This window comes from Neobacillus novalis NBRC 102450 (assembly GCF_001591805.1).
In the GTDB taxonomy this organism is placed as follows: domain Bacteria; phylum Bacillota; class Bacilli; order Bacillales; family Cytobacillaceae; genus Neobacillus; species Neobacillus novalis.
Map to the genome: position 1 here is coordinate 16,411 of NZ_BCVP01000050.1, position 12,136 is coordinate 28,546.

Here is a 12,136-nt window from a genome sequence, read left to right on the forward strand (position 1 = left end):
TTTATTTTTTGAAAGAAAATTTATTCATCCTTGTTTTGGCGAAGACAACGGTCAAAATGAATGGTACGACAATCGCTACGACCATGGAAATAGCGAACATTACCATATGCTGCGGCTGAATGGATAAGAATCCAGGAATTCCGCCGACACCGATTGAGTTGGCCATGACATTGCTACCTACGGAAATGACTGCTGCAGCCATGGATCCCAGCATAGCAGCTAAGAATGGGAAGCCATATTTCAAGTTAATCCCGAACATGGCCGGCTCTGTTACACCTAAGTAACAAGAGATGGCTGCTGGAATCGACACTTGCTTTTCTTCTTCATTTTTCCAATTGATGAAAATCATTGCAAGAACGGCAGAGCCTTGAGCAATATTGGATAAGGCAATCATCGGCCATAGGTTTGTGCCTTCAAACTGATTCATCAATTGAAGGTCAATCGCATTTGTCATATGGTGCAAACCAGTGATAACAAGCGGTGCATAAGCAAAACCAAAGATAGCGGCAAATACCCAGCCAAAAGCGGATGTTAAGCTTGAATATACCACATTTGAAATTGCAGAACCGATGCTCCAGCCGATTGGGCCTAATACTGTATGTGCGATTAAAACTGTTGGAATTAACGCAAAGAACGGAACAACAATCATTGAAATCGAATTTGGTACAATTTTTCTAAGTCTTGTTTCCAAGAATGCTAATAATAAGCCGGCTAAAATAGCAGGAATGACTTGTGCTTGGTAACCAATCATCTTAATTTGCGTAAAGCCGAAATCCCAAACCGGAATATCTTTTGCTCCCGAGACGCCATAGGCATTAAGCAATTGTGGAGAAACGAGTGTAATACCAAGGACGATACCCAGTATTTGCGAACCGCCCATTTTCTTCGTCACCGACCAGGTAATCCCGACTGGGAGGAAGTGGAAGACCGCTTCGCCAATCAGCCAGAGGAAGGCATGGACACCGGCCCAAAATTGGGAAACTTCAACAATGGTTTTGGTTCCATCTTCAAGTAATTTGATATCGCCAATCACGTTTCTGAAGCCGAGGATCAAACCTCCGACAACAAGAGCAGGAATTAATGGAGTGAAAATGTCAGCTAGATGCCCCATCATCCGCTGTAGCCAATTCTGATTTTGTTTGGCTGCAACTTTTGCTTCATCTTTAGTTGTCCCATCTACACCGGCAATTTTGACAAAGTCGTTGTAAAAGCTTGAGACTTCATTTCCAATAATTACTTGAAATTGACCTGCTTGGGTAAAGGTCCCTTTTACAAGTTTAATTGATTCAATTTCTTTAATATCTGCTTTAGTTGGGTCGTTTAAAACAAACCGCATTCTTGTTACACAATGGGTAACGGCAGCAATGTTTTCTTTACCGCCAATGTGCTCCAGCAGATCTTTAGATGGCTCTGTGTACTTACTCATTTGTCTTTCCCCCTGTTTAAATGGAATTTTAACCCCAATTTTATCTCTATCCTTTTTATATACAGGCATGTGTACGTTTTCATCCAATTGTTTTGCTTGTATATACAAGTTTTGATTACGTTTTCATTTTAACTTGTATATACAGGTATGTCAACAGGGGTTTTTTATTTTATTTTATTTTTAGCTAATGATTGGATTTGATTTGGGAAAAGGGGGAATTTGGAATTAAAGTTATTATGAACCATCAATAATTGTTTAGTCATGCTTTTGGAAAGGGGTAGAGGGAAATATCAAGTGATGTTAAAAGAAATCGTAATCGGGAATCATTTAAATAGACAATTTATGTGAAGAGAGTTAAAATATAAAAATAAAACATATGTTCTATTTGCGTATTTAGCAGCCAAGAAATTTCTGAGCGTGGTAAAATAAAAGAAATTGGAGGCAGTGAAATGACTGAACAATTGAAAGAAATGTTGCGCGAGGTGCTCAAGGAAGAATTAACTGGAATTCGAACGGATGTATCAGGTTTACAAAAAACCATCACAGGATTAAACACGAAAGCAGATACATTGCAAAAAGACTTCACAGGATTAAACACGAAAGCAGATACATTGCAAAAAGACTTCACAGGATTAAACACGAAAGTAGATACTTTACAAGCGGACACGACGAACATTAAATCAGAATTAGCTAATCTTAAAGATGAAGTAACTGAGTTTCGTTCTGAAACAACCGAACGATTAACCAATTTAGAAAAAGGTCAGGAGAGAATGGAACGAATGCTGAAAACTATTCCTGCTCAGTATGAACAACTTGAAAATTCAGTAGACGAAGATTTAAAACGGTTATCGCGTATCCAAGATCGTCAACAATTAGTAATCGAAATTCTCTCTGCACGCTCCATCCAGCATGAAGCGGATATGAAGGAAATGAAGGTAAGTTCTAAAAGTTAGGATCAATTGGACATAGTCTATATGGCATGTATTCATCGCATGCCATTTGAATCACTTTCTTTCTTTACAACTTTAAATTGTTGAAAGAATATTTTGAAAATGGTAAAATAATGATGTTAAAATTCTTCTGAGTTTTGACCTCCTAATAAAGAACTTAGTCTAGACCACTAAGTTCTTATTTGAACCTTTGACTTTAATCAAGGGTTCTTTTTTCTGATATAGGGAACCATTCTATATTTACCAATGGAAGAACGGCAAAAGAAGTGATTTTAGAGAAGGAAGTATTTTTTAGTCTTGGTCCATAAACGAAAATAGAGGAAGGATTCATTCGCGAATCCTTCCTCTATTTGTTTTAATGAATCCTACATAATCAATTTCTCAGAATCTAAATTTTGTAAAAATTTAATTTGATACTTAACAATTAATCTATACATTATTTTATAAATAAGGTACCCCAAACTAGCACCAATGACGTTACAAATTACATCATCAACGTCCACTGTGCGGCCACGGCCTCCTGCTAATAATTCAATAAACTGAATAAATTCAATGCTGATTGATACTAGCAACGCAAGTAATACACTCTTCTTCATTGGTTTAAACTTTTTCGATATGAAGGGGGCTAATACACCTAAAGGCATTAATAATAAAATATTTCCGCCGACATTTCTAATGATTAGTCCAATCATAAATGCAGAATCGCCATCATACGCAATGCCTATTTTACTGAAATCTTTTATAATTGATATAAGTGGAATAAGATTTAAACCATATTTAATTTGCTCGAAATTAAAATCAATCCATAATGCCAATGGAAAAAGTGTAACGGACACAACCATAAGCAGGTATAAAACAAAGAGGAAGTTGATGGCTTCCTTTATCCAATTTAAAGGATTATTTTTTTTATGCGTTACACCGATAAAAATACCTCGTCCTACAAGATAACACAAAACTCCAAGAAAAATAATGAATCTTCCATTGATTAAATACAATGTTTTAATCACGTCCTTTATTTAAGAAATATTGAATTTCAAAAAGGGAAGCTTAGTTTATAATCAAATTCTTCCGTCGGTAAATGCTTAGCGCTATGCCAATCACCAAGCTATTGATTAGAATTGGAACGGTACCGTAGCTAATAAATGGAAGCGACATGCCGATAATTGGCAGGAGTCCGAATATCATCCCAATGTTATACAGTACTTGGACGGAGTAGATGGTTAAGCCGCCAATGATCAGTAATTTTCCAAACTCGTCGTTGATTTTTACCGCCATAAGCGCCATTTTAACAATGATTACTGATAACATCGTTAACAGGAATAGAGAGAACCCCCAGCCTAATGAATAAGTTAATGTCAAATATACAAAATCTGTATGTGATTCAGGAATGAACAGACCGTTTTTCGGAATTGACTGAAAGCCCCATGTCACTTCCTTAAGGATTTTCTCCGCCTGAATCGCTATGTATCCCTCGGATGATGGGAACTTGTAAGGGTCTAAGAATGCATGAATTCGGGTTTTTCGGAATGGGATCATTTGGTTCCATAAAACAACTGCAGCAAGCACAGCAGAGGTGGCAGCCAGCAAGGTTGTTATTACGATCTGTTTCCTGCCGCTGAACCAATACATAAACATTACCATCGTGAAATAAACACAACAACTCGCAAAATTTAAGGTGTTAAATAATAATGTAAGCGAGATGACAAATAAAATTGCTAGCAGCCAAGTTTTCATTTTGGGATTCTTGAAAAATGAAGCCCAGGCAATTAGGTAAAAGGGAAGAACGATACTCGTATCAGTAGAAAATGGGCCAATTGAGAAGTAAGGACGTCCATTGTTGGTTTTTATTAACCAATACAAATTCATTCTACTGGCGGCAATCAAAAGAATAATGGTTCCAATTGTGAAAAAGATCCAGCCTTTTCTTTCCCAGTTTTTATAATTGAGAAACAATAATCCGCCGACGATGAGAATCCCAAGCGAAATGCCAAAAGCCTTTGACAACCAGTTTAATGGTAAATCCGAGTTTTTTAAAACTAGCAGCGGTAAGGTTCCCAGCCCTAAAACAGTTAGAAATAAAAGGACTAACGTCCAGTCAAGCTTTGGTTTATAGATTTTATTAAATTTAGTTCCGATGGCGAGGGGACTACCCATTTGCTCGACAGCTTTTTGCTCCGCCTCTTCAGGGGAATATCCTTCTTTTAAATAATGGTCGATATTTGCTTTAATATGCTGCTCAAGCTCTTTGGTCACGATTTTCTTGGCATCATTTGAACGAACGTGAGTCATGACCGAAGCGAGGAATTCTTGTTTCATCATGAGCTTTCACCTTCAATCCATTTTTTTAGGAATGGCACTTCTGTACTGTGTTTTTCTTCAAGTTTTTTCAACCATTTTCTGCCCTTTTGAGTTAAGACGTAAAACTTAAATTGGTCAGCCCAGCGGCTTGTTAACAGGGCATCCTGTTCTAATTGGTGGAGCATGGTGTAGATTAAACCTTCTTGTTCTTCAAACCTTGTAATATTTCTTGCCCTTAAAAGCTGGACCAATTCTATTCCGGTTTTTTCCGTACTGAGAAGCTGAAGGCTGGCTTCAAGAACGTTTTCCTGCTTTGTTCTGCGATTAATTACTTCTTGGTGCTTTTCGGTAAACACTAACTCTTTAAAAACGGAGTTCTTCATTGACTGCTTTAGATTCCTTAGTTTATTTTCCATCCTTAAACCCCTCCAGTTCTTCTCTTAATAGAACTTTTGCACGCTTCAACCTAGACTTAACGGTGTTTTGATTAACTCCCAAGACGGATTCAATTTCTTTCAACGACATGTCTTCAAAATAGAAGAGGTAGATGACTTCACGATATCTCATCGGCAGCTTCAATACAGCATTCGCTAGTGTTTGTTCTTCTTCTCGTTCGAGGACAGCTTGTTCAACATTTTCGCTCGATGAACCAGTCATTTCTGCCATTTTTTCCGATACCATCACTTTTCGGAAATACCAGCTTCGTAGATAATCCTTGCAATGGTTGGCGGCGATTTTATAAAGCCAGGTTTTTAGTTTAGCGTTTTGCTTGTATGTATGAAGCGCTTTGTAGCATTTCACAAAAATATCCTGCGTCAAATCTTCCGCTAATTGTTTGTTTCGAACATATGAAAAGGCAAGCTGCAATATGTCTTGACCGTATCTAGTCATGATTTCATTAAATAGTAATTCGTCATCTTCTGATTTGATTAAGTCGGCAACAAACTCTTCCAGGATGAACATCTCCTTTCTCTGTCCTAATAATAGACGGAGCACCATAGGTAAAAGTTTATTTTTTTCTCTATTATTGTCACATTTTGCGGTGGATTGGGGAAGGGGGGAGTTCCCTTATTGGAGCCCGTTTTCCTGAAAAATGGTGGTCACAGTCAATAAGAATGAGAAAAAGGAGGCCGATGAATATTTTCGCCCTCCTGTTTAAATATAAAGTCCCGCTAAGAAAATTCCGAGTGATTTCTGATAGATTTCATCAAACTGAGATATCGGAAGGGGATTAATTCCATGTCCAAGTTCAACCGTAAAGCCTGGTCTCCGCCAATCTTGAATAAACCAGTCTTTGTAACCGGCGTAGCTTTCAATTGTTTTGACAGGCACATAGCCGCTAACTCTGCTAAATTCCATCACGATGTCCTCTGACTGTGGCGGTTCGAGATTACCAAATCCCCAATAAATCTCTTCACATTGTGTATGAAAGGCCAGCACTCGGGCAAAATCCCGCTTTTTGGTCAGATCGGCCATTGCGATTGCTTCAGGCTCTGATAGTGGTTTGTCTCCTCCGTAATCTCGTGGTCCAGGCTGATTAGGATTTCTTGCTTTCTCTACTTCCCATTTTGCCGGAAATTGATCATTTAAGTCTATACCCCTAATATTCGCTTTCCATCCCGAAAAGTCGGTATTGCCTCTATTTAAACCCAATACTCTTTTCTTCAAGTTTTCATTTGCAGGTGGTCCGTGTAATACGAGCTCAACACCATCAGGGTTCACCATCGGAACAATTGATAACGTGATTTGTTCGTAAAAACGGGCGGTAGACAGTCCGCTGATTGCAGTGAGATTTGTCAGCGATAATAAATAATCATTTAAAAAGGTCATGATAACAGAAGTGGTAATCCATTCATTGGCATGAAAAGAACCGTTATAATGGACTTTTTTTCCACCGTTTCCAATAAGGATTTCTGGAATGTTTTTTCCGAGAACCGTATTTCCGATTGAAGAAACTTGCAAAAAGGGGTACACCTCGTGTAATTGCCCGATATCCTTCATCAATTTAGCATAATCATATGACTGCCTGTCATTCACTAATCTCCACGTAATTCGCCTTGGAACTTTGATCATTTGAGTTTCCTTGAGATTATTTGGATTTATTCCTGGATTCACTAAATAAACAGCGTCAAGAGGGAGATTCCGATTTTGAGCAATACTTGCTAAAGTGTCCCCTTGACGAATTTGATATTCTTGGGAGACAAAGCCGGGAATTTGGATTCGTTGACCAGCCGATAGAATATTATGGGAAATAGTCCGATTAGAATCATGTATTAACTGCAAATCAATCATAAACAACTGGCTGTATTGCGATAATGTATCGCCCTGCCTAACAACAAACTCCATCTGGTAACCTCCTGATGAAAAAACAGTTTTACTAAAATGTATGCCAAATGGAATTAAATATTTGTTTGTAATAGTGTTTCAGGCACCGTACCAGTCGTCCACCTAAATTAAGTCTTTTAACGCTGTTTCTAGATTGTGATATTGAAAAGTAAATCCTTCCTGCTGCAATTTCTTCGGCAGGCAATTCCTGCCGGTTAACGCTAAGCTTGGTTCTGTTTTCATGAAAAGATAGGCTCCAAGCCAGACAAATGGCGTCGGGGCAGGGGGTGTCCAGCCTTTGTTTAACACGCTTCTTAACACCCTCATGAATTCTTTATTGGTAACTGGATTCGGGCCAGTTGCATTATAAACGCCTTCATATGTATCGTTTTCGATTGCTTGCAGGAACATTTCGTTTAAATCATCGATATGGAGCCAGCTGATATATTGTTTGCCGGCCCCAACTGTCCCGCCGAGGTTAAGTTTAGCCAATTTTGTTAACGGTTCAAGAGCACCGCCATCACGCCCTAATGCAAACCCAATTCTCAACAGAACTTGACGTGTAGCTGGCAGGGATTCCTTGAAGTATTCTTTTTCCCACTTTTGGCAAACTTCAACAGAGAACCCTGTGCCGTGCGGCGCAGTTTCGTCACAAACTGCTGTCGTATCACCAAAAATAGCTAAGGAGCCAGCTTGGACAAATACTTGAGGAGGGGTTTTACATTTATTAATCGCTTCTCGTAAAATTTTAACTGAATCAAGGCGTGAGGAGATAATTTCTTCTCGATTCGCCTTTGTATAAATACAATTAACGCTTTTCCCAGTAAAATTAACGAGCGCATAGCTGCCATCAATTTCTTTCGCCCATTCCCCTAAATGAATCCCATCCCATTGGACGTACTTCATTTCACCCTCAACTTTTGATTTACCTCTGGTTAGAATGATAACTTGATAGCCCTTATTGACCAGAAAATGGGCTAATGACTTGCCTAAGAATCCAGTTCCAGCTGCTAATATTATTTTTTTTTCCATATTGGCCTATCTCCTTTAATCTAAAAATCTATTTTTCCATTCTGGTTTAGGGAGCATGCAGCTGTCTTTTTTTCCAAACCAACGATACCTGTTTTTGGCGATTATTCCGTAAAAGGGGTCTCTGATGAATCCGGGGATAATGAGGAGGGCTGCAAGCAATCTCCAAGCCCCAGTTAATTTCCTGCAGACTCTTAGTGCGGCGGTTGATTTTAGATGTATTTTTTCATTTTCTATAAAAACAAAGCTGTTGCTGTCTGTATTCAGGCCGTATTTTTTTAGCAGCGCCTGTCCAGTTTCACCTTGGAGGGAGGCAAACTTAAACGTACTATTAGGGTCTCGTTTTAAAATAAATTGGACGCTGCTGTTACAAAGGTTGCACACACCATCAAATAATATGATCCGTTCCATTCAGTTCACCAACCTTAAGTTACCACTATTTATAAGTGATTAAAGCATAGCATATTTGCGGTCATTTTTCTTTAATACGTAAAAAAAGAGAAACCTAAATCATCACCGTGGTTTCTCTAATTATTTTGACTGAGTGTCCACTGGAGGCGGACAAATGTCCACGAGCGGTGCCTGACACCCAAAATGACACCCAAATTGGATTTATGCACATTCATTGAACAGCTGAGTACTATATTAGAGAAAAACACCCATATTTTCTTTGTGAGGGTTGTCTAAATACCGGCTTGATTGATGATAGGCAAAGAAATTTAAATTAACAACATAAATTAGCTAGAAATCTTGGAAAATATATGGTTTTTCCACTTATTTATGATATTATATTTAAGGTTCGACATTTTTTCTATTAGACTGTTAATTTTGAGGGTATTCAAGAAGGGGAGGGGCATATTTGAAATTACTAATAAAAAAGGCTCCCTACTTATTATTTTTGCTCGTGATGCCTCTTCTAGGTAAAGTTTATGAGCTATTAAACACCCGAGCAAATGATGCTGTGGATCTTACATCCACAGTCGATAAAGCCATTCCTTTTATATCGGTTTTTATCATACCCTATATCCTTTGGTATGCTTATTTGTTTTGTTATTTAGTCTATTTTTGTTTTAAGGATACCAAAATATACATTAAAACGTTGATTTTGATTGTGATTGCCGAGCTGATTTGTTTTGTGATTTACTTCTTTTTTCAGACAACAGTACCAAGGCCCACAGTGGAAGGGAACAATGTAGTTATTCACCTTGTTCAATGGATTTACGCGAACGATCGCCCAGTTAATTGTTTTCCGAGTATCCATGTACTTACGACATTCGCCATCATGCTTGCTTCACTAAACATCAAAAATAAACATGTACTAAACAACTTAACAATCCATATTTTAGGGACATTAATTATTATTTCAACTCTTTTCGTTAAGCAGCATGTGATTCTAGATATGATTGGATCCATGTTCCTTGTTACCTTTCTATATGGAATTACCTTTGAACTAGTGTCCTTCCGTGTTAGCAGAAAATCAGAGACCGTTTATGTGAAAGATAAATAGTTTAATAAATACTCATAAACAGAGTGTCGCTATGGACACTCTGTTTGCGGTTTATAAATAAAAAGCTTGTTTACTAATCAGCCATAGGACATGGCCAATTAAGTCATATGAACGGTTTTAATATGTTGGAGATTTAAATATACCGGATCCTCTTTCGCACTAATTAATTCCACAAAGTTATTCTTGATTCCTTGGATTTTGCCAATCACATTCTCGTTTTCGCCAATATTAAAGACAATTAATTCTCCCACTAACTTTTCAATTTGCACTTCAAAGGAGCGTGCAAATGATATGCTGCTCGGGTTAACAGGCAGACTAGCGTTGCTTAGACCGTAAGGCCGTTGATTATTGGTGTACGGGATCAACCATTTAAGGTGGTTCAGCGAGATAAACATTGTCTTGTATATAGGGGAGTAAAAGACAAAGTAATTGTTCATGATGCTAATAATATAACCATGCAGTGCTTGGTTACTTGTAACATAGATTTCTGTAAAAATCCCCTTCGCGGAGGTAAGGGTTTTCCGCAATGATATTTCTTCATTATGATAATAAATCGGTGTTTGTTCGTCATTGAAATTAATCTCATCAATTTCATCATGCTTTAAAAATTGCCAGTTTTGTATATGAACAATTGGAATATAAAGATAATCATACCCATTGAAAATTACCCATAAATCACTGCCAATGTCCACTAATAACCCGCTGATTAATTTCTTTCCTGAAATCTCTACTTTAATATGTCTTCCTCTACTATTTTTCAAATTCATTAACTCAACTCCTTTCCTGGGTTTTACCAATTTACAAATAGAGAAGGGCTTTAAAGACAAATTTCAATTACGATTTAGGAATGCTGAAACCTGCCCAGCTCATATTTGTAAGAATTCTTTGGGAATATAAAGGTTCATTACTTCTTTATTCATAACCCATAGTTTCCTCCTTTTATTTAAATAAACATTTACACTGCATCTATATGTATCACGGGGTGATGTTGTACTAATAAAGCCGCCTTTTTTTTGAAGATTAGGTAAAAAATAGGTAAAAAAAGTATATGATAGTTAACCATATACTTCGTTCATTATTGGAGTTTAACCACCTGTTGTTTGAGATACGTATTCCTTTTCTGGATGAAATGGATGATAAATTCCTTCTCCTGCTTTAATATTTCCGGGCTTGCTTTAATAAATGAATCAAGGTGAATGTACGGCATTATTGTTTGAAAAAGCTCATCAATCCTCTCTGTTTGCGTTTTAACCGTAAATTGGTTATCTAAAATCGAGGATAAAATATCGAGATAGGTCTTTTTAAACTGTGGAAAAAACAGCAATCTGCCTGTCAAGGTATTATATCCTGTAATCGGTACAAAATCATGGTCAAGCGGCTGTCCATGGAGGTCTCGGCCCCAGGTCCCATCATAGTCCCATGGTGTAATCTCGAAAACTCCGGTTTCACTATTTTGGTAAAGGGCATAATTATGGATAAAGCCATCGAAATTTTGCGTACAAACTACTCCTGCCAGCCACGTTAAATATTGATTGACATCAAGAATCCTAGGTATTTGCTTTTCAAATTCCTCATTGCTTACGGTGTTTGTCATGGCGATAAGGTTTTCTAACTTTGCAAGGTCTTTTTTTTCACCATATTTTATAGTGTAACCGTCATCCAAGCTCGTTTTCAGTTTTTTTTCTGGAGTTAACAAGGAGAAATTTGCATGATAATTAGTGGCATAAATGATGGGCCCTAACGGCAATTTTCTTTTTTCTAAAAGATATTGATCGAAGGATTCGAGCTCTAAGTAAATCCCTTTACAAAATCCATTTATATATAGAAGAATATGTTTCGAGTGGGGAGCGGTAACCCCAATCTTGTCAAAGAAATCAAGTGAGAGTTTATTTCGGCAGAGCGTTATATCATTGAATTCTGCATTTAGGTGGATTTCATGTGCACCATTTACTGTAAAGGGTTTTTGAAAAACGATATTATAGGATTTCTTTTTCTTCTTTCTGATTACATTCCCTCGGTAAGATAGCCCAATTGTGTATTGACTGCTGCCTATTTTAAGTACGGCAGGTACATGTTTATCCATCCAAATGTCTTTATCCAGTTGGTTTAGCTGCTTAGGATTAATAAAAATTTCATATTTTTGCAATTTATATACCCCTAAATATACATGTTTTTTAGAATTGTATGCTATTGTTAATGGTTCCGTATCTTGGTCTTTGGTGTTAAATTCAAAAAAAATAAATGTATGTCTATATCAAATTTCACTTTATTCCCATAGATTATCAATGAGTATAAAATTTTGGGAAAGTGGTGGAGAATGGCAATGAGAATCGTCATGGAAGAATTGCTATCACAAGCACAAGAAAATGGTGTTGTCGGTTTTTTAGATAATAATCCGGTTGAGTTCAAACTAGGAAAAAAGGGCAGGAAAGGGAAAAAGGGTAAGAGAGGCAGCCTTGGATCAAGAGGAAGCGAGGGTTCACGCGGAAGCCGAGGCAGCCGTGGATCAAGAGGAAGCGAGGGGTCACGCGGAAGCAGAGGCAGCCGTGGATCAAGAGGCAGCCGGGGCTCAAGAGGTAGCCGGGGCTCAAGAGGTAGCCG

At 37.7% G+C, this 12,136-nt stretch carries 12 protein-coding genes; 2 read left to right on the plus strand and 10 right to left on the minus strand.

The window, feature by feature from the left end:
- Position 1 precedes the first annotated feature (1 nt).
- Complete coding sequence (gene treP / locus BANVL01_RS24305) at positions 2–1,426, minus strand: PTS system trehalose-specific EIIBC component (RefSeq protein WP_066096510.1); 1,425 nt, start codon at positions 1,424–1,426, stop codon at positions 2–4.
- Between the two features lie 449 nt (positions 1,427–1,875).
- Here treP and BANVL01_RS24310 point away from each other — a divergent pair, with 449 nt between their 5' ends.
- Positions 1,876–2,379, plus strand: a complete 504-nt coding sequence (locus tag BANVL01_RS24310) for a hypothetical protein (protein WP_066087140.1) — start codon at positions 1,876–1,878, stop codon at positions 2,377–2,379.
- 362 nt (positions 2,380–2,741) lie between these two features.
- Here BANVL01_RS24310 and BANVL01_RS24315 read toward each other — a convergent pair whose 3' ends face one another.
- The 7 genes from BANVL01_RS24315 to BANVL01_RS24345 form a co-directional block, all read right to left on the minus strand.
- Positions 2,742–3,371 (minus strand): VanZ family protein, encoded by a 630-nt coding sequence (locus BANVL01_RS24315; protein ID WP_066087143.1) that lies wholly within the window; start codon positions 3,369–3,371, stop codon positions 2,742–2,744.
- Positions 3,372–3,423: 52 nt separating this feature from the next.
- Positions 3,424–4,695, minus strand: a complete 1,272-nt coding sequence (locus tag BANVL01_RS24320; protein WP_066087146.1) for an FtsW/RodA/SpoVE family cell cycle protein — start codon at positions 4,693–4,695, stop codon at positions 3,424–3,426.
- Positions 4,692–5,090: a PadR family transcriptional regulator gene (locus BANVL01_RS24325; protein ID WP_066087150.1), complete on the minus strand. Its 399-nt coding sequence runs from the start codon at positions 5,088–5,090 to the stop codon at positions 4,692–4,694. Before BANVL01_RS24325 ends, BANVL01_RS24320 begins: the two co-directional genes overlap by 4 nt.
- The gene (locus BANVL01_RS24330) at positions 5,080–5,628 is read right to left on the minus strand and encodes a sigma-70 family RNA polymerase sigma factor (protein ID WP_066096513.1); all 549 of its coding nucleotides are present in this window, start codon (positions 5,626–5,628) and stop codon (positions 5,080–5,082) included. The genes BANVL01_RS24325 and BANVL01_RS24330 overlap by 11 nt, the downstream gene beginning before the upstream one ends.
- A 201-nt stretch (positions 5,629–5,829) precedes the next feature.
- Positions 5,830–7,020 carry a M14 family metallopeptidase gene (locus BANVL01_RS24335; RefSeq protein WP_066087153.1) on the minus strand — a complete coding sequence of 397 codons (1,191 nt, stop codon included), beginning with the start codon at positions 7,018–7,020 and terminating at the stop codon, positions 5,830–5,832.
- 102 nt (positions 7,021–7,122) lie between these two features.
- Positions 7,123–8,031 (minus strand): TIGR01777 family oxidoreductase, encoded by a 909-nt coding sequence (locus BANVL01_RS24340; RefSeq protein ID WP_066087156.1) that lies wholly within the window; start codon positions 8,029–8,031, stop codon positions 7,123–7,125.
- A 15-nt stretch (positions 8,032–8,046) separates the two neighbouring features.
- Entirely contained in the window at positions 8,047–8,439 is a 393-nt protein-coding gene (locus tag BANVL01_RS24345; RefSeq protein ID WP_066087157.1) for a thiol-disulfide oxidoreductase DCC family protein, read from the minus strand.
- A gap of 448 nt (positions 8,440–8,887) precedes the next feature.
- Here BANVL01_RS24345 and BANVL01_RS24350 point away from each other — a divergent pair, with 448 nt between their 5' ends.
- On the plus strand, positions 8,888–9,535 hold the full coding sequence (locus tag BANVL01_RS24350; RefSeq protein WP_066148130.1) for a phosphatase PAP2 family protein: 648 nt from the start codon (positions 8,888–8,890) through the stop codon (positions 9,533–9,535).
- Between the two features lie 98 nt (positions 9,536–9,633).
- Here the strand turns inward: BANVL01_RS24350 and BANVL01_RS24355 are convergent, their stop codons facing one another.
- Complete coding sequence (locus BANVL01_RS24355) at positions 9,634–10,302, minus strand: YwrJ family protein (protein WP_066087161.1); 669 nt, start codon at positions 10,300–10,302, stop codon at positions 9,634–9,636.
- A gap of 308 nt (positions 10,303–10,610) precedes the next feature.
- Positions 10,611–11,681: a CotH kinase family protein gene (locus BANVL01_RS24360; RefSeq protein WP_066087164.1), complete on the minus strand. Its 1,071-nt coding sequence runs from the start codon at positions 11,679–11,681 to the stop codon at positions 10,611–10,613.
- Positions 11,682–12,136: the final 455 nt, after the last annotated feature.

Bases quoted from the DNA above. Each gene is read 5' to 3' on its own strand.
- treP (WP_066096510.1), bottom strand. From the start codon at position 1,426: ATGAGTAAGTACACAGAGCCATCTAAAGATCTGCTGGAGCACATTGGC.
- BANVL01_RS24310 (WP_066087140.1), top strand. From the start codon at position 1,876: ATGACTGAACAATTGAAAGAAATGTTGCGCGAGGTGCTCAAGGAAGAA.
- BANVL01_RS24320 (WP_066087146.1), bottom strand. From the start codon at position 4,695: ATGATGAAACAAGAATTCCTCGCTTCGGTCATGACTCACGTTCGTTCA.
- BANVL01_RS24325 (WP_066087150.1), bottom strand. From the start codon at position 5,090: ATGGAAAATAAACTAAGGAATCTAAAGCAGTCAATGAAGAACTCCGTT.
- BANVL01_RS24335 (WP_066087153.1), bottom strand. From the start codon at position 7,020: ATGGAGTTTGTTGTTAGGCAGGGCGATACATTATCGCAATACAGCCAG.
- BANVL01_RS24340 (WP_066087156.1), bottom strand. From the start codon at position 8,031: ATGGAAAAAAAAATAATATTAGCAGCTGGAACTGGATTCTTAGGCAAG.
- BANVL01_RS24345 (WP_066087157.1), bottom strand. From the start codon at position 8,439: ATGGAACGGATCATATTATTTGATGGTGTGTGCAACCTTTGTAACAGC.
- BANVL01_RS24355 (WP_066087161.1), bottom strand. From the start codon at position 10,302: ATGAATTTGAAAAATAGTAGAGGAAGACATATTAAAGTAGAGATTTCA.